16 protein-coding genes are annotated in these 22,478 nt (G+C 70.1%); 8 read left to right on the top strand and 8 right to left on the bottom strand.

Translation table 11 applies throughout. The features are described 5' to 3' along the window. Window positions 1-6 precede the first annotated feature (6 nt). From IH68_RS0141335 to IH68_RS0141325, 3 genes are read left to right on the top strand one after another with little or no spacing between them, the layout of a single operon-like run. Window positions 7-402, top strand: coding sequence for a DUF742 domain-containing protein (locus IH68_RS0141335; protein WP_030946641.1), 396 nt, complete (start codon window positions 7-9; stop codon window positions 400-402). A 24-nt stretch (window positions 403-426) separates the two neighbouring features. Beyond that, the gene (locus IH68_RS0141330) at window positions 427-4,056 is read left to right on the top strand and encodes a hydantoinase B/oxoprolinase family protein (RefSeq protein ID WP_030946638.1); all 3,630 of its coding nucleotides are present in this window, start codon (window positions 427-429) and stop codon (window positions 4,054-4,056) included. Then, window positions 4,037-4,642: a GTP-binding protein gene (locus IH68_RS0141325; protein WP_030946636.1), complete on the top strand. Its 606-nt coding sequence runs from the start codon at window positions 4,037-4,039 to the stop codon at window positions 4,640-4,642. The genes IH68_RS0141330 and IH68_RS0141325 overlap by 20 nt, the downstream gene beginning before the upstream one ends. 76 nt (window positions 4,643-4,718) lie before the next feature. On the opposite strand, the gene glpK is transcribed toward IH68_RS0141325, so the two are convergent. The 4 genes from glpK to IH68_RS0141300 form a co-directional block, all read right to left on the bottom strand. After that, a complete protein-coding gene (gene glpK / locus IH68_RS0141320) occupies window positions 4,719-6,230 on the bottom strand; it encodes a glycerol kinase GlpK (protein WP_030946634.1) in 1,512 nt (503 codons plus the stop codon). 482 nt (window positions 6,231-6,712) lie between these two features. Then, the gene (locus IH68_RS0141310; RefSeq protein ID WP_030946632.1) at window positions 6,713-8,365 is read right to left on the bottom strand and encodes a GGDEF domain-containing protein; all 1,653 of its coding nucleotides are present in this window, start codon (window positions 8,363-8,365) and stop codon (window positions 6,713-6,715) included. 106 nt (window positions 8,366-8,471) lie between these two features. Further along, entirely contained in the window at window positions 8,472-9,662 is a 1,191-nt protein-coding gene (locus tag IH68_RS0141305; protein WP_030946629.1) for a lipid-transfer protein, read from the bottom strand. Next, complete coding sequence (locus tag IH68_RS0141300) at window positions 9,659-10,084, bottom strand: Zn-ribbon domain-containing OB-fold protein (protein ID WP_030946626.1); 426 nt, start codon at window positions 10,082-10,084, stop codon at window positions 9,659-9,661. Before IH68_RS0141300 ends, IH68_RS0141305 begins: the two co-directional genes overlap by 4 nt. A 180-nt stretch (window positions 10,085-10,264) precedes the next feature. Between IH68_RS0141300 and IH68_RS0141295 the strand changes: the two genes are divergently transcribed. Continuing rightward, window positions 10,265-11,074 carry a M15 family metallopeptidase gene (locus tag IH68_RS0141295; RefSeq protein ID WP_030946623.1) on the top strand — a complete coding sequence of 270 codons (810 nt, stop codon included), beginning with the start codon at window positions 10,265-10,267 and terminating at the stop codon, window positions 11,072-11,074. Window positions 11,075-11,121: 47 nt separating this feature from the next. Then, a complete protein-coding gene (locus IH68_RS0141290; protein ID WP_030946620.1) occupies window positions 11,122-11,658 on the top strand; it encodes an NUDIX domain-containing protein in 537 nt (178 codons plus the stop codon). Between the two features lies 1 nt (window position 11,659). Here the strand turns inward: IH68_RS0141290 and IH68_RS0141285 are convergent, their stop codons facing one another. Then, entirely contained in the window at window positions 11,660-14,026 is a 2,367-nt protein-coding gene (locus IH68_RS0141285; RefSeq protein WP_030946617.1) for a TIM-barrel domain-containing protein, read from the bottom strand. A 213-nt stretch (window positions 14,027-14,239) separates the two neighbouring features. Between IH68_RS0141285 and IH68_RS0141280 the strand changes: the two genes are divergently transcribed. Beyond that, the gene (locus tag IH68_RS0141280) at window positions 14,240-16,207 is read left to right on the top strand and encodes an acetoacetate--CoA ligase (protein WP_030946615.1); all 1,968 of its coding nucleotides are present in this window, start codon (window positions 14,240-14,242) and stop codon (window positions 16,205-16,207) included. 10 nt (window positions 16,208-16,217) lie between these two features. Here IH68_RS0141280 and IH68_RS0141275 read toward each other — a convergent pair whose 3' ends face one another. Continuing rightward, window positions 16,218-17,537, bottom strand: a complete 1,320-nt coding sequence (locus IH68_RS0141275; protein ID WP_037886124.1) for an aminotransferase class I/II-fold pyridoxal phosphate-dependent enzyme — start codon at window positions 17,535-17,537, stop codon at window positions 16,218-16,220. 111 nt (window positions 17,538-17,648) lie between these two features. Between IH68_RS0141275 and IH68_RS0141270 the strand changes: the two genes are divergently transcribed. Together IH68_RS0141270 and IH68_RS0141265 are read left to right on the top strand one after the other, a co-directional pair. Beyond that, complete coding sequence (locus IH68_RS0141270; RefSeq protein WP_030946608.1) at window positions 17,649-18,863, top strand: MFS transporter; 1,215 nt, start codon at window positions 17,649-17,651, stop codon at window positions 18,861-18,863. 22 nt (window positions 18,864-18,885) lie between these two features. Further along, window positions 18,886-19,779, top strand: coding sequence for a hypothetical protein (locus tag IH68_RS0141265; RefSeq protein WP_030946603.1), 894 nt, complete (start codon window positions 18,886-18,888; stop codon window positions 19,777-19,779). Window positions 19,780-19,858: 79 nt separating this feature from the next. Here the strand turns inward: IH68_RS0141265 and ptsP are convergent, their stop codons facing one another. Together ptsP and IH68_RS0141255 are read right to left on the bottom strand one after the other, a co-directional pair. Beyond that, a complete protein-coding gene (gene ptsP / locus IH68_RS0141260) occupies window positions 19,859-21,529 on the bottom strand; it encodes a phosphoenolpyruvate--protein phosphotransferase (RefSeq protein WP_030946601.1) in 1,671 nt (556 codons plus the stop codon). Between the two features lie 78 nt (window positions 21,530-21,607). Continuing rightward, window positions 21,608-22,057, bottom strand: a complete 450-nt coding sequence (locus tag IH68_RS0141255; protein WP_030946599.1) for a PTS sugar transporter subunit IIA — start codon at window positions 22,055-22,057, stop codon at window positions 21,608-21,610. Window positions 22,058-22,478 lie beyond the last annotated feature (421 nt).

The following is a 22,478-nucleotide window of genomic DNA, read 5'->3' as shown; positions in this document are numbered from 1 at the left end:
GATGTCATGAGCGCTGACGGTCAGGGAAGAAGCCACTGGTTCGACGACGAAGCCGGTCCGGTCGTCCGCCCGTACGCGATGACGCGCGGCCGCACCACCAGTGCGGGCCAGCACCGCCTCGACCTGATCGCGGTGGTCGTCACGGAGCCCCAGGCGGACGATCCGGACGCCGACGCGACGCTGTCGCCGGAGCACGTGGACATCGTCGATCTGTGCCGTGACGCCCCCCAGTCGGTCGCCGAACTCGCCGCCGGACTCGATCTGCCGATCGGAGTGGTCCGCGTCCTCGTCGGTGACCTCGTCGCCGGGGAATTCGTCCATGTGACGCGGCCGGTACCCCCTGCCGAACTGCCGGACGAGAGTATTCTGCGCGACGTGATCAACGGCCTCCGGGCACTGTGAGAGGCGCGGAAGCGGGGTACTGACGTGACAGGCTGGCAGTTCTGGGTCGACCGCGGCGGCACGTTCACCGACATCGTCGCGCGGCGCCCGGACGGCCGCCTGCTGACGCACAAGCTGCTGTCGGAGAATCCGGCGCGATACTCCGACGCGGCGGTCGCGGGCGTACGCGAACTGCTGGACAGCTCCCAGGACCCCATCGAGGCCGTCCGGATGGGAACGACGGTCGCCACCAACGCGCTTCTGGAACGCAAGGGCGAACGCACACTGCTCGTCGTCACCCGGGGCTTCCGTGACGCTCTGCGCATCGCCTACCAGAACCGCCCGCACATCTTCGCCCGCCGCATCGACCTCCCCGAACTGCTCCACGAGCGGGTCGTGGAGGTCGACGAGCGCATCGCCGCAGACGGCACCGTCCTGCGCGCCCCCGACCTGGACGCCCTCCTCGACCCCCTCCAGGAGGCGTACGACGACGGCATCCGCGCAGTCGCCGTCGTCTGCATGCACAGCCATCTGCACCCCGCTCACGAGCAGGCCGTGGGAGAGCTGGCCGCGCGCGTCGGTTTTCCGCAGATCTCGCTGTCCAGCGAGGTCAGCCCACTGATGAAGCTCGTGCCGCGCGGGGACACCGCGGTCGTCGACGCCTACCTGTCGCCCGTACTGCGCCGCTACGTCCAGCACGTCGCCGATGAACTCCAAGGCGTACGGCTGATGTTCATGCAGTCCAACGGCGGGCTCGCCGAAGCCGGGCAGTTCCGCGGCAAGGACGCCATCCTCTCCGGGCCGGCCGGAGGCATCGTCGGCATGGCCCGGATGTCGCAGCTGGCCGGCTTCGACCGCGTCATCGGCTTCGACATGGGCGGCACCTCCACCGATGTCTCGCACTACGCGGGCGAGTACGAACGCGTCTTCACCACCCAGATCGCCGGCGTCCGGCTGCGCGCGCCGATGCTGGACATCCACACCGTCGCAGCCGGTGGCGGCTCGATCCTCCATTTCGACGGCTCCCGCTACCGCGTAGGGCCGGACTCGGCGGGCGCGGACCCGGGGCCCGCCTGCTACCGCGGCGGCGGCCCGCTCGCCGTCACCGACGCCAACGTCATGCTGGGGCGGATCCAACCCGCCCACTTCCCCAGGGTGTTCGGCCCGGACGGCGACCAGCCTCTCGATGCGGCCCTCGTCCGCGACCGCTTCACCGCCCTCGCGCGCGAGATCCGCACCAGGACCGGGGACGACCGCACCCCCGAGCAAGTCGCCGAGGGCTACCTGCAGATCGCTGTCGCCAACATCGCCAACGCCGTCAAACGAATCTCCGTCCAGAAAGGCCACGACGTCACCCGGTACGCCCTCACCACCTTCGGCGGTGCGGGCGGCCAGCACGCGTGCAAGGTCGCCGACTCGCTCGGCATCCGCACCGTCCTCGTACCGCCCATGGCGGGCGTCCTGTCCGCGCTCGGCATCGGACTCGCCGACACCACCGCCATGCGCGAACAGTCCGCCGAGGCACCCCTGGAGCCCGCTTCCATGCCCGCCGTCCTCAAGACGGCCGACGACCTGGAGGCAGCGGCCCGCGCGGAACTCCTCGCCGAAGACGTCCCCGAGGACCGCATCCAGGTCACCCGCCGCGCACAGCTGCGCTACGACGGCACCGACAGCACCCTCACCGTCGAGCTGACCGACCCCGACACGATGCGTCACACCTTCGAAGAACGTCATCGCGCCACGTACTCCTTCACGCTCGACCGACCGATCGTCGTCGAAGCCCTCTCCGTCGAAGCCACCGGCATCACAGAACCCCCCGATCTGTCTGTTCTCGCCCCGTACCGAGCCGCCCCCGCGGGCGGCCCGTCCACGCCCGAGACCGTCCGGCTCCACACCGGCGGCGCCTGGCGCGACGTCCCCCTCCACCGCCGCGAGGACCTCCCTCCCGGCGAAACCGTCACCGGCCCCGCGATCATCACCGAGGCCAGCGCGACGACCGTCGTCGACGACGGCTGGCAGGCCGTGGCACGAGACGACGGGCATCTGGTCATGGAACGCGCGGCGATTACGGAGAGTTCCGATCTCGACACAAAAGCCGATCCGGTTCTCCTCGAGGTCTTCAACAACCTCTTCATGTCGATCGCCGAACAGATGGGCGCCCGGCTGGAGTCAACGGCCCAGTCCGTCAACATCAAGGAGCGGCTCGACTTCTCCTGCGCCCTCTTCGACCCGGACGGAAACCTGGTGGCCAACGCGCCCCACATCCCCGTCCACCTGGGCTCCATGGGCACCAGCGTCAAGGAGGTCATCCGCCGCCGGGGCACCTCGATGCGGCCGGGCGACACATACGCCGTCAACGACCCGTACCACGGCGGCACCCACCTGCCGGACGTCACGGTGATCACCCCGGTCTTCGGCACGCAGGGTGACCGAATCCTCTTCTACGTCGCCTCCCGCGGCCACCACGCCGAGATCGGCGGCATCGCCCCGGGCTCCATGCCCGCGGGCAGCCGCACCATCGACGAGGAGGGCATCCTCTTCGACAACTGGCTTCTCGCCGAGAACGGCCGCTTCCGCGAGGAGGAGACCCTCGGCCTGCTCACCGAGGCGCCCTACCCCTCCCGCAACCCCAAGACCAACCTCGCCGACCTGCGTGCCCAGATCGCCGCCAACCAGAAGGGCGTCGACGAAGTCGCCCGCATGATCGAGAACTTCGGCCTCGACGTGGTGCAGGCCTATATGAAGCACGTCCAGGACAACGCCGAGGAGGCGGTACGACGGGTCGTCGACGCCCTGGACGACGGCGAGTACGCCTACGAGACCGACTCGGGGGCCGTCATCCGCGTACGCGTGCGCGTGGACCGCGAAAACCGCCGCGCGACCGTCGACTTCACCGGTACCTCCCCCCAGCTGGCGAGCAACTTCAATGCCCCCTTCGCAGTGGTCAACGCGGCCGTCCTGTACGTGTTCCGCACCCTCGTCGCCGACGACATCCCGCTCAACGACGGCTGCCTGCGCCCCCTCGACATCGTCGTCCCGCCCGGCTCCATGCTCGCGCCCGAGCCGCCGGCCGCCGTGGTCGCAGGCAACGTCGAAACCTCCCAGGCCATCACCGGCGCCCTCTACGCCGCGCTCGGCGTCCAGGCCGAAGGCTCCGGGACCATGAACAACGTCACCTTCGGGAACGAGCGGCACCAGTACTACGAGACCGTCGCCTCCGGCTCCGGCGCGGGCGAGGGCTTCCCCGGCGCGCCCGTCGTGCAGACCCACATGACCAACTCGCGGCTCACCGACCCCGAGGTCCTGGAGTGGCGGCTGCCCGTGCAGCTCGACGAGTTCGCCGTCCGGTACGGCAGTGGCGGCCCCGGCCGCTGGCGGGGCGGGGACGGCGCGGTGCGCCGCATCCGCTTCCACGAGCCCATGACGGTCTCCACGCTCTCCCAGCACCGCAGGGTCCCGCCCTACGGCATGGCGGGCGGCGAGCCCGGTGCCCTGGGCGCCAACCGTGTGGAGCACGCGGACGGCACGGTCACCGCGCTCGGCGGAAGCGACTCCGCGGACGTCGGCCCCGGCGACGTACTCGTCATCGAAACCCCCGGCGGCGGAGGCTACGGACCGCCGTCGTCCCACCCCCAGCAAGCAGGAGAAGAGATCGATGATCTTCGGGCGTTCTGAGCGCGGGAAGCCTCCGGTCGAGCCCGTCACGCTCAAGATCCTGGTGGCCGGCGGTTTCGGCGTGGGCAAGACCACCCTCGTCGGCGCGGTCAGCGAGATCAGGCCGCTTCGCACCGAGGAGCTGCTCACCGAGGCCGGACGGCCCGTCGACGACACGAGCGGCGTGGAGGGCAAGCACACCACCACCGTGGCCATGGACTTCGGCCGCATCACCCTCCGTGAGGACCTGGTGCTGTATCTGTTCGGCACGCCAGGGCAGGAACGGTTCTGGTTCATGTGGGACGAGCTCTCCGAGGGCGCCCTCGGAGCCGTCGTGCTCGCCGACACCCGCCGCCTGGAGGACTGCTTCGCCGCCGTGGACTACTTCGAGCGGCGCTCCATACCCTTCGTCGTCGGCGTCAACTGCTTCGAGGGCTCGGCCCGTTACCCGGCCGATGACGTCCGCCAGGCCCTCGACCTGGATGAGGACGTACCGCTCGTGCTCTGCGACGCCCGCGACCGCGAGTCCGTCAAGGAGGTCCTCATCGGCGTGGTCCAGCACGCCATGGCGTACGCGGCCGACCGCCGTCAGACCGTCACCACCTGAACCACGTGCGCGGCCCGTACCCCCGCCGACCGGGGTACGGGCCGCAGCCAAAGGGCTCACGCACGCGCGCGTGGGCCTAGTTCTCGCCCTCCTCCTCCCAGGCGAAGCTCTTCTCCACGGCCTTGCGCCAGTTGTGGTACTGGCGGTCCCGTACGGAGGCCTCCATGGCGGGCGTCCACTCGACGTCCTTCTGCCAGTGGGACTTCAGCTCGTCGAGGTCGTTCCACACGCCGGTGGCGAGCCCGGCCGCGTACGCGGCGCCGAGACAGGTGGTCTCGGAGACCTTCGGGCGGACCACCGGAACGTCGAGCACGTCCGCCTGGTGCTGCATGAGCAGGTTGTTCTTGGTCATGCCGCCGTCCACCTTCAGGGTGGTGATGTGCACCCCGGAGTCCTGGTACATGGCGTCCACGACCTCGCGCGTCTGCCAGCTCGTCGCTTCGAGCACGGCCCGGGCGAGGTGCGCCTTGGTGACGTAGCGGGTCAGGCCCGTGATGACACCGCGCGCGTCGGAGCGCCAGTACGGCGCGAACAGGCCGGAGAAGGCGGGCACGATGTACGCTCCGCCGTTGTCCTCGACGCTCGCCGCCAGGGGCTCGATCTCGTCGGCGGTCCGGATGATGCCCAGCTGGTCGCGGAACCACTGCACGAGGGCACCCGTTATGGCTATCGACCCCTCCAGACAGTAGACCGGTGCCTCGCTGCCGATCTTGTAGCCCATCGTCGTCAGCAGCCCGCTCTTCGACGCCACCGGCCGGTTGCCGGTGTTGAGCAGCAGGAAGCTGCCCGTGCCATAGGTGTTCTTCGCCGTGCCCACGTCGTAGCAGGCCTGCCCGAACACGGCCGCCTGCTGGTCGCCGAGGGCCGACGCGACCGGCACCCCGGCCAGCTGGCCCACGGCGGTGCCGTACACCTCGGCCGACGACCTGATCTCGGGGAGGACCGCTTCGGGGATGTTCATCGCGGAGAGGATGGACGGGTCCCACTGGAGGGTTTTCAGGTTCATCAGCATGGTGCGCCCGGCGTTGGTGACGTCCGTGACGTGCTGTCCGCCGTCGGTGCCGCCCGTCAGGTTCCAGATGAGCCAGGAGTCGATGGTGCCGAAGGCGATCTCACCGTTCTCGGCGCGGGCCCTGAGGCCGGGCACGTTGTCCAGCAGCCAGGCGGCCTTGGGGCCGGAGAAGTAGGTGGCCAGTGGCAGCCCGGTCTGCTCGCGGAAACGGTCCTGCCCGTCCGAGCCGCCGAGCTGGTTGGTCAGCGCCGCGGTGCGGGTGTCCTGCCACACGATGGCGTTGTGCACGGGCTTGCCCGTCGCGCGGTCCCACAGGACCGTCGTCTCGCGCTGGTTGGTGATGCCGAGCGCGCTGAGCTGGTCGGCGCGCAGCCCGGCCTTGGCGATCGCTCCGGCGACCACCGCCTGCACCTTGGACCAGATCTCCGTGGCGTCGTGCTCCACCCAGCCGGGTTTCGGGAAGATCTGGCGATGTTCGCGCTGGTCGACAGCGACGATCGCGCCGTCCTGGTTGAACACGATGCAGCGGCTGGAGGTGGTGCCCTGGTCGATAGCGGCGACGAACTTGTCCGGCATGACGTCCCCTTCTTCGTTCCTTCAGAAGGCTGCTTTGAATCAGAGGGCTGCTGTGAGGATGAGCCCGGAAAGCACCCCGCCGATCAGCGGTCCGACCACCGGGTTCCACGTGCCGCGGCCTTCACCGTGGGTGTCTGCAGTGCTCATGGCGGCTCCTAGGCCCTGTCCCGGGGCGATCGACCCCGGTTCCTCGGTGCAGGGTGCGTTTCCCGTGGCGACAGCCGAAGGCAGGGAAGCTCCCGCGCCCCGTCCGGCGTCCGTGACGAGCGTGCCGTCGCAGCCGAATCGCCCGTGGGGGAACGGGCCTGTTCTTCAGGCGGGGCCCGCGCGGCGCGTGCCTGGATACACCGTGTATGTACGGCGATGTCGACTGACACCGGAAGTGTTCACCGGCGCCCACAGAGCGTCAAGGTCGCCGACGGCAACGGTGACAGCCGCCGTTGTGTCCGAGCGACGGAGAAACGGTCGTTCGGTTACGACGATCAGCCTAGGCCGGGTTCCGCCACCGCGCACCCGGCCTGGGCGGTCGCCGTCCCTGAGCCCCGCCTGATCTCGTGGCCCGGCAGACCCGCCCGGCCCAGCACCCAACTCGCTCCGTGCAGTGATTTCGCTGCCTTCTTCAGCGGCGCCAGACACGCGGCGGCCTGCCGGTGGTCCGTCACACTGCCGGGCGGGCACAGGACTGTGGCCAGGGACAACGTGACGGGACGCCCACCGGCCGACCAGGGCGCGTCCAGCACCGAGGCTGCCAGCGGATCCAGCCATTCCGGCTCGGCGAGCACCAGGAAGTCGTCCCCACCGATGTGGCCGACGCGGGTGTTCCCGGACGCCGCGTGCTGCAGCGCCCGCCCCACCGAACGGATCAGCTCGTCTCCTGCCGCGAACCCGGCCCCGTCGTTGACCTGCTTGAAGTGGTCCACGTCCAGCCAGCTCAGCGCGAATGGCCGGCCGTCCGCGATGCGGCGGTCCACCTCGCCGGTGATCGCGTCCGACCCTGGCAGGCGGGTGAGCGGATTGAGCCCGGCGGCCTCCTCGACCCGGCTCTCGGCCAGTGCCCGCACGAGGTCCGCGAGCCGCACGACACCCACGCACCGCCCGGTCCGGTCCACCACCGCCACATCGTCCGACGTGCGGCCACGGTCGCCGACGGCCACCACGTCAAGCACCTCCCAGGCGGTGGCGTCGACGCCCACCGTCCGCGGCGGGTCTCCGAGCTTGGCGGCGGGCCGGTCGGCGTACAGCGCATGTCCGTAGCGCCCCGACATCGACAGCAGGAAACGTGAGCGGTGAACCGACCGGACGGGCCGCCCGTGCGCGTCCACGAGCAGCACGCCCGACACCTCGGGAGACCCGGTCAGCAGCGCCCGTACCTGAGCGGCCGACGCGGTGGCGGGCAGCAACGCGGCGGGCCGTACGAATTCCAGCACCGAAGGCCCAGACCTCGGCACTGCCACGACGCCGGGGGAACGGGGCGGAACGTATACGTCCGCCGCGGGCAGCCGGGCCGGCGGCGCGAACAGTTCGCCCTGCGCCAGCTGTGCACCCGCCGAGACCGCTGCCGCGCACTGCAGTTCCGTCTCCACGCCCTCGACGGACAGGAGCGCTCCCAACTGCTCGCACAGCGTCCGCATCGCCTTGACCGCGGCCGGCCGCGGCAGCAGCGACGCATCCAGTTTCACCAGGTCGGGCCCCATGTCCGTGAGCAGCCGCAAGGGTACGTCCCCGTCCCCGACGCCGTCCGCACTGATCCGGAAGCCCTGCGCCCGCAGCGCGCTCACCGCCTCCAGCAGCGCATGCTGCGGGACGTGTATGTACGGCGGCCCGATGTCGATCGTCACCTCCCAGGGCAGCCGTCCCGCCTCACGCACGGCGGCGTGCAGCGGGGTGAGGCCGCCCAGGTCGGCCAGGGTGCCCGCGAACACGTTGACGTGCAGCGGCAGCAGCGTCTCCTTGCGTGCCGCCGCACGGACCGCCAACACGGCCAGCCGGCCGTCGAGTTCGGGGTTTCGACGGGCCTCGGTCAGGATGTCGCCGGTCTCCGGGCGGGCGAGTATCTCCAGCCCTGCGACCCCTCCGGTGGCCAGGTTGACCACCGGTTGGAAGGCGAAGCGGAGAGTATCCGTCCAGGAGTACACGGGAGCATGATGGCTCCGTCGGCACACGCCCAGGCCCAGTTCATGAGACGTTCACGCAGGATTCCGGGGCGATCACGCAGCGTGTGAGAAAGGGCTTGCCCTCCGCCTACCGCAGCGCGACGACCGCCGACCCGTGTCCGAACAGTCCCTGGTTCGCCGTGATGCCCACGCGCGCCCCCGCCACCTGCCGCTCACCGGCCTGCTGCCTCAACTGCCAGGTCAGCTCGCACACTTGAGCAATCGCCTGCGCGGGAACCGCCTCTCCGAAGGAGGCCAGACCACCGCTCACGTTCACCGGTATTCGTCCGCCCAGGGCCGTCGCCCCCTCCCTCAGCAGCTTTGCGCCTTCTCCCTGCCCGCACAGCCCCAGATCCTCGTACCACTGCAACTCCAGGGCGGTGGACAGGTCGTAGACCTCCGCGAGGGAGAGGTCCTCGGGGCCGAGGCCCGCCTCCTCGTAGGCCGCCCGCGCGATCGACGCGCGGAACGTGTCGGCGGCAGGCTCCACGGCCACCGCGGAGTCCGTCGCGAGGTCCGGCAGATCCAGCACCGTGTTGGGGTAACGCGGCGTCACCGTGGACACGGCCCGGATCCGCACCGGCCGGCTCACTCCGTGCCGACGTGCGAAGTCCATGCTCGACAGCACCAGAGCCGCGCCTCCGTCCGACGTCGCGCAGATGTCGAGGAGCCGCAGCGGATCGGCGACCAGCGCGGAGGCGGCGACCTCCTCGGCGGTGACCCGCTTGCGGTAGCGCGCGTTCGGATTGAGCGCCCCCAAGGCCGAGTTCTTCACCTTGACCTGCGCGAAGTCCTCCACCGTGTCGCCGTGCACGGCCATGCGACGGCGCGCATACAGCCCGAAGTACGTCGGATTCGTCGCCCCCAGCACCCGGAAGCGCAGCCAGTCCGGATCGTCGGGCCGGTCGCCTCCCGCCGGCCGGAAGAACCCCTTGGGTGCTGCGTCTGCACCCACCACGAGGACTACGTCCGCCAGGCCCGCAAGGATCTGCGCCCGCGCGGTGTTGACGGCCTGCGCCCCGGACGCGCACGCCGCGTACACACTCGCCACCCTGGCCCCCTGCCAGCCCAGAGCCTTCGCGAAGGTCGCACCGGCCACATGACCCGGATAGCCGCCCCGCACGGTGTCGGCGCCGACGACCGAGCCGACGTCCTGCCACTCCAGCCCGGCGTCGGCGAGCGCCGCACGGGCCGCCGCAGCCCCGTACTCGACGAAGCTGCGCCCCCACTTGCCCCACGGGTGCATGCCCGCGCCGAGCACCGCCACCTCACCTGTCATGCCTTCACCCCCGTCGGCCGCCAGTGCCAGGTCGTCCAGATCGTCTTTGCGTCCTCGTGGAGCACCCCCGGGACGACCTCAACCTCCATGCCCACCGTCAGGTCGGCGACGGTGACCCCGGGAGCCGCCTGCCCCAGCACCACGATCCGCTCGGACTCCAGCTCCACAGCGATCAACGCGTACGGCTCCCACGGAAGTTCCGGATCGGTCACATAGGGTGACGGCGGTCGGTACCGGCTGTCTGTGTACGACCAGACGCGCCCGCGCCGCGAGAGGGGCACCTCCTCAAGATCTCCGCCAGGACACCCGGGGTTGCGGCAGTGTGCGTCCTCACGAGGGAAGAAGACCGAGGCGCACGCCGCGCAGCGCGTGCCGAGAAGCCTGAAGCCGTCCCCGTCGCCGGCGAACCACCCGTCGACCACAGGTGTGCGCGTACGCGACACAACCCCTCCCCACTACGGAATCTGACGGAACGTCAGGAGTCTGCCACGGGCGCCCGGAAATGGGCAGGGCTCCGTTCCGGCCGTCCCACGGCGCATCCGGGGGTGAACTGCATCCGATCACTTCCCGAGAGCAACACCAACCTGATAGATGCAGGAGACATGACACGACTCTCCAGTGCAGTACGCGGTCTGATCACCGCCCTCGCCGCCCTGCTGGCCGTGACCGCCGCCTCCGCCCCCACCCGGGCCGCGACTCAGCCCAAGGCGCCGAAGGACTTCGTGGCCCTGAGAACCGTGGACCCCACGATCATCCAGGAGATGCGCTACTTCACCCCGCACAACTTCGTCGGCGAGCGCATCGACGGCTACCAACAGCCGATCTGCCTCCTCACCCGGCCGGCCGCCGAAGCACTCCACAAGGCCCAGCTGAGGCTGCTACGCAAGGGCTACACCCTCAAGGTCTACGACTGCTACCGGCCACAACGCGCCGTGAACCACTTCGTCCGCTGGGCCAAGAACCTCGACGACCAGGCGATGAAGAGCGAGTTCTACCCGAACGTCGACAAGACCCGTCTGTTCGAGGACGGTTACATCGCGGAGAAATCCGGCCACAGCCGCGGCTCGACCATGGACCTCACCATCGCGAAGCTCCCCGCGAAACCGACCCGGCCGTACCACCCGGGAGAGCCCCAGGTGCCCTGCTACGCCCCCAAGGACGAGCGCTTCCCCGACAACTCCGTCGACATGGGCACCGGGTTCGACTGCTTCGACACCCTCGCCCACACCCTCGACCCGCGCATCCAGGGCGAACAGCGCGCCAACAGGCTGCTCCTCAAGACCACCATGGAGGGTCTCGGATTTGTGAACCTCGCCGAGGAGTGGTGGCACTACACGTACAAGCCCGAGCCCTACCCGGACACCTACTTCGACTTCCCCGTCTCCCGGAAGTCGCTCACCAGCGGCCACTGAGCCGCCCGCCGAAGACGCCCATCAGTTGATCGGATACATTCCGCTTCGTGTCCGAAACTCATGCCTCCACCCCCAACTCCGCGCCCGACTCCCACTGTTCGAGCTGCGGAGCGCCCTACGGAGAGGGCATCTCCGGCTGGCCCCGCACCTGTCCGGCCTGCCACGCGGTGGCCTACCGCAACCCTCTGCCGGTGGCGATCGCGCTCCAGCCCGTGTACGACACGAAGGGCACCGCCCTGGTCGTCATCACCCGAACCGTCGCCCCCGCGCGCGGAGGCATCGCGTTGCCCGGTGGTTACATCGACGACCGCGAGGACTGGCGGCAAGCCGTCGTCCGCGAGCTCAAGGAAGAGACCGGCATCGACGCAGCCGGCCGCGACGTGCGGCTCGTCGACGCCATGAGCTCACCCGACGGACACCTGTTGCTGTTCGGAGTCCTCCCGGAGCGCCCGGCCGAAGGCCTCCCGCAGTCCACGGCCACCGACGAGACGGAGGGCTGGCACCTCCTGCGCAGGCCGGAGGAGCTCGCCTTCCCCCTGCACACGCTCGCCGTACGGGCTTGGTTCGAGGGCCGGTACGTCTGATTCAGGCCTCCTTCAGGCCTCGCACACGCACCGGGTAGGGCGGCTCACTCGTGCCGCCCTCGCCCTGCCGCTCGACGATGAGCCGCCGCCTCGTCCAACGGGCGACGTAGCGCTCCAGTTCCGGCTCGTCCCATCCGTCACCCGTGTCCCGCACCACCAGTCCGCCCCCGCTCCGTCCCCGGGCAGGCGCCCAGACCTCCAGCTCCAGCCCGCCGTCGTCCCCGCGCACCGGGACGACGGCACCCGCGCGTGCGAGCACCGGAATCCGCGACAGGGGGGCGTCGAGGAGAACCTGCGCCGGCCCCTCGTACACCTGCTCCGTCACCGTGTCGTACCAGCGCCCCCGCGGCAGCTGCACCGCCCGCCGGTCCGCGCCCGGGTCGAGCACCGGCGCCACCAGCAGACAGTCGCCCAGCAGGAACGCGTCGTCGCAGTCGCGCAGCGCACGGTCCTCGGGCGCCGCCCACCACAGCGGCCGTACATAGGGCGCTCCGGTGCGCCGCGCCAGATGCGCGAGCGTCATGAAGTACGGCAGCAGCCGACGGCGTTCGACGAGCGCCACGCGCGCGTGCTCCAGCACTTCGGCACCGAACTCCCAGGGTTCCCGGCGCCCCGCCCGCAGACTCGCGTGCGTGCGGAACAGCGGCAGGTAGGCGCCCAGTTGGAGCCAGCGCAGATACAGCTCGGGCGACGGGCTCCCGTCGAAGCCGCCCACATCCGGCCCCGAATACGGCACCCCGCACAGCCCGAGCCCCATGACCAGCGACAGTGAGGCCCGCAGCCCGGGCCAGCCCGTGGCCACGTCACCGGACCACGTTCCCCCGTAGCGCTGCAGGCCGGCCCAGCCGGAACGCGAGAAAATGAACGGCCGTTCCTCGGGAGCCAGTTCGCGCAGCCCCTCATAGGCAGCCCTGGCCATGCACAGCGCGTAGACGTTGTGTGCCTCCCGATGGTCTCCGCCCCGTCCTTCCAGCGAGTGCCTGGCCGAACGCGGCAGCGTCGACTCCCCGAAGGCGGCGAAGGAAGTTGGCTCGTTCATGTCGTGCCAGAAACCCGAGAACCCCTGGGCGAGCCGCTCCCGGTACAGACCTCCCCACCACTCACGCACGCGCGCGTGCGTGAAATCCGGGAGGACCGCCTCCCCGGGCCACACGACCCCGCGCACGAGCCGCCCCGAAGCGTCCCGCACGAACGCGTCCGCGGCGGCACCGCTGTCGTACACCGCGTTGTCCTCTGCGGCTTTGACCGCAGGGTCGACGATCGACACCAGCCGGATCCCGTCCCGGCGCAGCTCCTCGGCCAGCACCGGCAGCTTCGGAAAGTGCTCCTGATCGACGGTGAACACCTGGTGCCCGTCGTAGTGGTCGATGTCCAGATGGACGGCGTCGAGCGGCAGCCCGCGCTCCTGGTAGCCGGAGACGATCCGCCGCACCTCCTGCTCACTCCCGAAGCCCCAGCGCGCGTGGTGATGACCCAGCGCCCACGCCGGCGGAAGCGCGGGCGCACCCGTCAGCGACGCCCAGGTGAGCAGCACGCGCGCAGGGGTGCCCACGACCACCCAGCAGCGGAGCGGGCCGCCGTCCATCCGCAGCTCGCACGTCCCCGCCCGGTCGTGCCCGGAACCGGCGCCCTCCTCGCCCTCGCGCAGCGTCACCGTGCCGTCCCACGAGGTGTCGTGGAACACCAGATGCGTCGCCGCGTCGGCCACCACCAGCTGCACCGGCATCGTGAGGTACAGCGGATCCTCTCCGGGACCGAACGCGCGCCCCGGGTCCGTGTTCCACAGGCGGTACGTTCCTTCCCGCAGCCGCGGGCCCGATGCCCGTCCGCCGAGCCCGAAGAACCGCGCGTCCGCGGCCACCTCGGAGCGCTGCATCCAGCGTGCGGCGCCGCCCCCGACCGGCTCCCACCACCGGGGCGGCAGATCACGACGCAGGGTCACACCTCCGGGAGTGAGCACCTCGACCGCACCGTGCCGCGAGACGACGACCGTCACCCGCTCGGCCACGACCCGCCAGCCGCCGTCCTTGTCAGGCTCCAGGACGGCCCGGGGATCCGGCTCCGGACAGCGGCCCGCGAGCGCGTACGACGGCTCGGGAGAGGCCCCGTCCCAGCCCCAGAAGACCGCCCCGTTCACAGCGACGAAGATGCGCAGCTCGGACCGGCTGAACCGGACGACGCCACCGCCCGGACCGGGCTCCACCTCCTGTACGGGCCCGGGCACCCGCGCCCGCTCGGCACCCCGCGACGGCAGCGCGGAGGCGTCGGCACGCCTCCTGCGCCACGCCGCCTTCACGGTACGCAACCTCTGGGCCGCCCTCACCGAACCGACCACCCTTATCGAACGCACCAGGTCACGACCGTCCATGCTGCTCACCCTGCCATTGACCGCCCCACGCGCGCGTGTCGTTCAACTGCCGTTCACCCGTGCCGGGACCACATCTTCACGACGCGGACTATGTGGAGCGCGCCCTGGTGTAGAAGTCGATCACATGGCATCGTCCGTGTCAGCCGCGTCACGCGCACACCCCAGCTCGTGCGCGACCGACGCATACGACGCGCACAGTCCGGGAGCCGCCCCATGTCGACCGTGAACCCCCAGCCGCTCTGGCAGCCAGATCCGGAACGCATTGCCCAGGCGCAGGTCACAAAGTTCCAGGCCTGGGCGGCCGAGCAGCACGGCGCTCCCGCCGAGGGCGGCTACGCGGCACTGCACCGCTGGTCAGTCGACGAACTGGACACGTTCTGGGAAGCCGTCACGCAGTGGTTCGACGTACGGTTTTCGACACCCTACGCGCGCGTACTCGGCGACCGCTCGATGCCGGGTGCCCAGTGGTTCCCCGGGGCGACTCTCAACTACGCCGAGCACGCTCTCCGCGCGGCCGCCACCCGCGCGGACGAACCGGCCCTCCTGCACGTCGACGAGACACACGAGCCGCGCCCGGTGACCTGGGCCGAGCTGCGCCGCCAGGTCGGCTCCCTGGCCGCCGAGCTGCGTGCCCTCGGCGTGCGCCCCGGAGACCGCGTCAGCGGCTACCTCCCGAACATCCCGCAGGCCGTCGTCGCGCTCCTGGCCACGGCCGCCGTGGGCGGCGTCTGGACATCCTGCGCCCCCGACTTCGGCGCCCGCAGCGTGCTGGACCGCTTCCAGCAGGTCGAACCGGTCGTCCTGTTCGCCGTCGACGGCTACCGCTACGGCGGCAAGGAGCACGACCGCCGCGACATCGTCGCCGAGCTGCGCCACGAACTACCCACCCTGCGTGCCGTCGTCCACATCCCTCTTCTCGGCACCGAGCCCCCTGTAGATGCCCTGGAATGGTCCGCCCTGACCAGCGCGGACGTGGAACCGGTCTTCGAGCAGGTCGCCTTCGACCACCCCCTCTGGGTGCTCTACTCCTCGGGCACGACCGGCCTCCCCAAGGCGATCGTCCAGTCCCAGGGCGGCATTCTGATCGAGCACCTCAAACAGCTCGGCCTGCACTGCGACCTCGGCCCCGAGGACCGTTTCTTCTGGTACACCTCGACCGGCTGGATGATGTGGAACTTCCTCGTCTCCGGCCTCCTCACCGGAACGACGATCGTGCTCTACGACGGCAGCCCCGGCTTCCCTGACACGGCCGCCCAATGGCGCATCGCCGAACGGACCGGAGCCACCCTCTACGGCACCTCGGCGGCGTACGTCATGGCCTGCCGCAAGGCCGGCGTCCACCCGGCCCGCGACTTCGACCTCTCCAAGGTGCAGTGCGTCGCCACCACCGGATCCCCGCTGCCGCCCGATGGATTCCGCTGGCTGCACGACGAGGTGCGCGACGATCTGTGGATCGCATCCGTCAGCGGCGGCACGGACGTGTGCTCCTGCTTCGCGGGAGCCGTACCGACCCTCCCGGTGTACATCGGTGAGCTCCAGGCACCCGGCCTCGGCACCGACCTGCAGTCCTGGGACCCGGCCGGCAAGCCCCTGACCGACGAGGTCGGCGAGCTCGTGGTCACCAACCCCATGCCGTCGATGCCGATCCACTTCTGGAACGACCCCGACGGCAGCCGCTACCACGACAGCTACTTCGACACCTACCCCGGTGTATGGCGCCACGGCGACTGGATCACCGTCACCTCCCGCGGCTCCGTCGTCATCCACGGCCGCTCCGACTCCACCCTGAACCGCCAGGGCGTACGCATGGGGTCGGCCGACATCTACGAAGCCGTCGAGCGCATCCCTGAGATCAGGGAATCCCTCGTCATCGGCATCGAACAGCCCGACGGCGGCTACTGGATGCCCCTCTTCGTGCACCTCGTTCCCGGCGCCGCCCTGGACGATGACCTGCTGGCCCGCATCAAGCAGACCATCCGCGAACAGCTCTCACCGCGCCACGTCCCCGACGAGATCATCGAAGTCCCCGGCATCCCGCACACCCTCACCGGAAAGCGCATCGAGGTCCCCGTCAAGCGCCTCCTCCAGGGCGCTCCACTGGAAAAGGCCGTCAATCCGGGCTCCATCGACAACCTGGATCTGCTGCACTTCTACGAGGACCTCGCCCGCAAACGTGCCTGACGGGGGCGGCTCAACCGCCGTAGGTGGCCTCGGACTCACCGAGCACGGCAGCGAAGTCCGAGGCCAGCCGCGCCGCGTCGGCCGGCTCCAGCTCGGCCACGGAGATCCGCACCCCCGGCGGTGACGACGACCGGAACCGGGCGCCGGCCGCGACCCACCAGCCGTACGAGCGCAGTCCGTTCACCACGGCCGACTCGTCCTGCACGGGCACCCACAGGTTCATCCCGCTGGCCCCGCGCGCAGGGATGCCACGATCGTCCAGCTCGCCCAGGAGTGCGCCGCGGCGCACTTCGTACGTTTCCTGGGCACGCGCCACCAACGCGCGTGTGGCGGTGTCGGTCAGCAACCCGTGCACGGTCTCCTGGAGGAGATGACTCACCCAGCCAGAGGTCAGCAGCAACCGCCCGTCGTGGCGGGCCAGGGTGGTCGCGTCACACGCCGCTGACGCCCACCGCAGGTCGGTCCCGAGGAACTTGCTCACCGTGCGGACATGCACCCAGCGCGCCAACCCGCTTCCGGTCAACGAGTGGAGGGGGGCGGCGGCGATGGCGGACGCGTGGTCGTTCTCCACGACCAGCACGTCCGGCTCGTCCCGGAGCACGTCCACGAGCGCGTCCCGGCGTGCCACGGAGAAGCAGCCGCCGTACGGATTCTGCGCCCGAGGACTGCACACCACAGCCCGCACACCCGCCCGCAGCGCCCCGCGCAGGGCCTCTGGCCGCATCCCCTCGTCGTCCACGGCCACCGGCACGATGCGCAGCCCCAACGCCGTGATCAGGTCGAGCAGATGGTGATACCCCGGGTCCTCCATCGCCACGGCGTCGCCGGACCGCAACTCCACGGACAACAGCCGTCCGATCAGATCCAGCGCCCCATGCGCGAACGTCACGTGCTCCACCGGCACCCCATCGGCGCCCATCCAGTCACGCGCGGCGTCCTCCAGCCGTGCCAGCCTCGGCGCCGAACGGTGCGACCGGGCGCCGGGCGACAGCTGTGACGGCGGTACGAGAGCGGGAAGCAGCGCGGGATCCGGGTGTCCGCCGGACAAGTCCCGCAGTCCCTCCGGAACCTTGGGCGGCCGACGTGAGGCCACCGCGGGAGCCGGGGCGACCACGGTCCCGCCCCGCCCGCGCGTGATCACGATGCCGCGCCGGCGCAGCTCCTTGTAGGCGGCGGCGACCGTACCGGGACTGACCCCGAGGTCGTCCGCGAGCCGTCGCACGGGAGGCAGCGCGGCCTCGGGCTCCAATGACCCTTCCGCCACGGCCCGTTCGACGGACGCCGCAATTCCCTTGGCCGACGTACCAGAGATCCCATATTGTGTTGCCACGTTGGAAATTATGTATCAGTACATAACTGAAGGCAAGGGGGAGCAGTGCAGCCGATGCGCCGCGCAGCCGCATGGTCGAGCCGCATACCAGGAGGGCGCGACGGACGCAGAATGCTCACCATCGCCCTCGTCGACCGCATCGGCAGCGGGTTGTGGGCCTCCGTGTCCGTCCTGTACTTCATCTACGCCTCGGGCCTCTCCGTCGCCCAGGTCGGCACGCTCGCCGCAACCGCCGGAGCGATCGGTATCGCCGGCGCACCCCTCGGGGGCCGCATCGCCGACCGATTCCCGCTCACCCGCGTCCTGCTCGCCGTCCAACTCCTGCGCGCACTGGCCTCCCTGGCGCTCCTCACCACGAACGACTACGCCCTGCTCCTCGCCTTTTCCGCGGTCGGCAGCCTCGGAGACCGCGCGGCAAGCGTCCTCACCAGGCTCTACGCCACCCGCGTGGCAGGGCCCGATCGCGTCCGCTACCAGGCCGTCCACCGCACCATCGCCAACGCGGGCTGGGCCCTGGGCGGCCTCGCCGCCGCGGCGGCCGTGGCCCTCGGCACGACGACCGCCTACCAGTGGCTCCTCGCCGGAGACGCCGTCTCCTTCCTCGCCTCCGCCCTCCTCACCCTGCGCTGCGGCGAGCCCCCGTCCGCCTCCCGCACCGTCACCACCTCGAAGACCCCGCCACCCGCGACCAAGCCGGCACGCACAAATCCCTGGCGGGACCGCACCTACCTCGCCTACGTGGCCACCGAAACCGTTCTCTTCCTCGACGACGCAGTCTTCAAGGTCGGCCTGCCCCTCTGGATCGCCCACGAGGGCAACACACCGCACGGCCTCGCGCCCCTGTTGCTGGTCCTCAACAACGTGATGGTGGTGGCCCTTCAAGTCCCCCTGGCCCGATTCGGGACCACCACTGCGGCCGCCCGCGCGCTTCTCCTTCCGCTGTCAGCCGCCTTCGCACTCGGCGGCGTCGCCATGGCGCTCTCCGCCACCGGGGGAACCATCACGGCGCCCCTGCTCCTCACGGCCTCGGCCGCCGCCTTCACCTTGGCCGAGATGCTCCACGCCACCATTTCCTGGGAACTCTCTGTCGCGCTCGCCCCCGGCACGGCGCAGGGCGCCTTCCTCGGCGTGCACGGCCTGGCCCAGTCCGCCCAACGCAGCGTCGGGCCACTGGCCGTCACCGCGGCCATCACCACCGGCCCGGCCGGATGGCTGACCTTCGGGGCCATCATCGGCCTGACCTGCCTGATTCAGCACCTTCTGGTCCGTGATCGCCTCGTTCGGACGCCATTGTCAGTGCCGACGGTTACTGTGAGTGAGCATTGATCGACCGTGCACAGGGGGAAAGATGGCGCACACCGCCCACCAGAGCATGCGAAGCGTCCTGCGTCGCGAAATCGCAGGCACCATCGGCCTGCTGACCGACGAGCACGACTTCCGTGCCATGCGGCGCTACCGCAGCTTCACCTTCGACAACCACACCAGCTACCTCCAACAGGTCGAGGCGCTCCTCAAGACACGCGCCTCCCAGGGCAGCCACACCACGGTCGCCCTCTTCGACCCGCAGGAGTACGCAGAATTCTGCGCGGACACGGGCCTCGACCCCAACGTCCAGTCCAGCCGCACACGCTTCACCGCTGAACTGGCCACCACGGGACCCGTGCTTCCCTACGAGGGCCAGCCCCTGGCCGACCTGGTCCCGGCTCTCGTCGACGAAGCCGTCCGACAGGCCACCTGGGAGTACGCCTCCACACTCCTCGCGCGCCTCGGAGCCTGCGCCTCCTGCGGCGAGGACATCGGTCGCGCCGCCTTCACACGGGCGTCCCACCTCGTCGTACGCATCCTCGACACAGCAGGGCCAGGCAACCGTCACCTCGTCTGCAGCGTCTCGGCAAAACCCGAGACACTCCTTTCCGTCCTCCATGCAGACGAGGACGACCAAGGCGCCATCCAACTCGACGAGGCGGAAGCCCTCGAATTCACCACAGTCCTGGCCCTCGGCATCGCCACCCAGAGCCCGGGCGGACTCGTCATGCGCACCAGCGCCCCCGGGACCACCGACCGCGTCTACGGCTGGCGTCTGCGCGGCGAGGGTCTCGAACCCCTCACAGCCGGCGAGGTGTTCGACGCCTACTGCACCGACATCGATTCCGGGGACCTGATCTCCCCGGAATCGGACGTCGACTACTGCGTACCGCCGGACCTCGGGGAGGAAGGACAGACACCGGGTCACCGCCACTGAAAGCAGAAGGCGTGCTCCACCCGCGGGTGGAGCACCCCTCAAGAACAGCCGGTGAAACAGCAGCCGACGGCCGACTCGGCTACTCGCCGGACAGCACCGCCTGAGCCGCGTTGCGCGCCTCCTCGGCGCTCTCCGCAGCCCGGGCCGCGGCAGCAGCACGCTCACACTGGGCCAGCGTGTACTTGCCGAGAGTGGCACGCACATAGGGAATCGACGCCGCACCCATGGAAAGGGAGGTGACACCCAGGCCGGTCAGCACACACGCGAGCAGCGGATCGGACGCCGCCTCACCGCAGACACCACAGCTCTTGCCCTCTGCCCTCGCCGCCTCCGCAGACAGCGCCACCAGGTCGAGCAGCGCGGGCTGCCACGGATCCTGCAGCCGGGACACCGCACCCACCTGACGGTCGGCCGCGAACGTGTACTGCGCGAGGTCGTTGGTCCCCAGTGACAGGAACTCGACCTCCTGCAGAATCGACCGAGCCCGCAGCGCGGCCGAAGGAATCTCGACCATGGCGCCGAACTTCGCCTGCAGCCCCGCTTCACGGCACGCGTCCGCGAACGCCTTGGCATCGGCACGGTCCGCCACCATCGGGGCCATGACCTCGAGGTAGACCGGCAAACCCTCCGCGGCCTTCGCGAGCGCCGTCAGTTGGGTGCGCAGAACCTCGGGGTGGTCGAGCAGCGTCCGCAGACCGCGTACGCCGAGCGCCGGATTGGGCTCGTCGGCCGGCGTGAGGAATTCCAGCGGCTTGTCCGCGCCGGCATCCAGCACCCGGACCACCACACGGCCCTCGGGGAACGCCTCGAGCACCTGCCGGTACGCCTCGATCTGCTTCGCCTCCGACGGGGCGTTCTTGCTGTCGTCGAGGAAAAGGAACTCGGTGCGGAACAGGCCCACACCCTCGGCACCGGCCGCGACAGCGGCCGGCACGTCCCCGGGCCCACCGACGTTGGCCAGCAGCGGCACCTTGTGACCGTCGGAGGTGGCGCCCGGACCGGTCGAGGCGGCGAGCGCTGACTTGCGCTCGGCAGCCGCGGCCTCCAGCTGCGCCTTCTTCTCCTCGCTGGGGTTCACGAAGATCTCGCCGGTGCTGCCGTCGACAGCGATCACCGTGCCCTCGGCGAGCTCACCGGCACCCGGCAGCGCCACCACGGCCGGAACACCGAGCGCCCGCGCCAGAATCGCGCTGTGGCTGGTCGGCCCGCCTTCCTCGGTGACGAAACCGAGGACCAGGGCGGGGTCGAGCAGCGCCGTGTCGGCGGGCGCAAGGTCACGTGCAATAAGAACGTACGGCTCGTCGCTGTCCGGGACCCCCGGCATCGGCACCCCGAGCAGCCGGGCGACGATACGATTCCGCACGTCATCCAGGTCGGCCACACGACCCGCCAGATACTCGCCGGCACCGGCCAGCAGGGCGCGGTACGCGGCGAAAGCGTCGTACACGGCACGCTCGGCCGTGCTCCCGACGGTGATACGCCGTTCGACATCCGCCATCAGCTCGGGGTCCTGCGCCATCATGGCCTGCGCCTCGAGCACCGCCTGGGCCTCGCCCCCGGCCAGATTGCCACGCGCCATCAGATCGGCCGCCACAGCGTCCACGGCCTGGCGGGCGCGCCCCTGTTCACGCTCCGCGTCCTGCGCCGGAATCTGCTTGGCAGGCGGCTCCAGCACCGCCGTTCCCATGTGCCGAACCTCGCCGATCGCCACACCGTGACTCACACCGACGCCTCGCAGCGTTGTCTCCATCTCACCCGTCTCCGATAGTGCGGCGGGTCCCGCCGCCGCTGTGGTTGTCCTGCTTGCCGTCATACGACGGCACCGACGTCACTTCCAGACGAAAAGACTGTCGCCCGCCTTCACGTCACCATCGTCACGAAGATCGGAGAGAGCCTCGGCAGTGGCCTCGAGCGCCACGATGGGGCACACCGCGGACTTGCCGGCGGCTTCCACGGCGGCCGGGTTCCAGCGGACCACGCCCTGCCCCCGTGTCACGGTGTCGCCCTTGTTCACGAGCAGCTCGAAGCCGTCACCGTTGAGCTGCACGGTGTCGATACCGAGGTGGGTGAGCACGCCGTGCCCCTGCTCGTCGACAACGACAAAGGCGTGGGGATGGAGGGAGACGATGACTCCGTCCACGGGAGCGACGGCTTCGGACGGCTCGCGCACGGGGTCGATGGCAGTACCCGGGCCCACCATGGCCCCGGAGAAGACTGGATCCGGCACTGCTGCCAGGCCGATGGCGCGTCCTGCAATCGGGGACGTCACGGTGGTCATGGGAAGCCTCCCAGAGGTGGAGATCCATATGGGCCGTCACTGCCTGTACAGGACGGCGCACTGTGGAGCAGGGTATGTCAGATGAACTGGCGGTTCCGCATGGAAGATACCGGATAGTGGTCTAGACCACCAGCTCTATCGATTTGCACCCGCTTCCCGGCCGCGTGTACAGTCGTACTCCTGCTTGAGGCCGAGCGGCGCGACTGAGCGTCCTTGGCTCAGCAGCACCCATACTTGTCAGATCCTATCTCGGGGTCACCTTCTGCATGTCTGCAGGGAGGTGGTCAGGGGGACGGAAAAACACTGATAGAGTTTGGAACATCGAAGGGAAGCGCCCGGAGGAAAGCCCGAGAGGGTGAGTACAAAGGAAGCGTCCGTTCCTTGAGAACTCAACAGCGTGCCAAAAATCAACGCCAGATAT

This window comes from Streptomyces sp. NRRL S-646, from assembly GCF_000720765.1.
Classification (GTDB): Bacteria; Actinomycetota; Actinomycetes; order Streptomycetales; family Streptomycetaceae; genus Streptomyces.
Note: the sequence above shows the minus strand (reverse complement) of the source record. Positions and strands in the feature narration are given on the sequence as shown.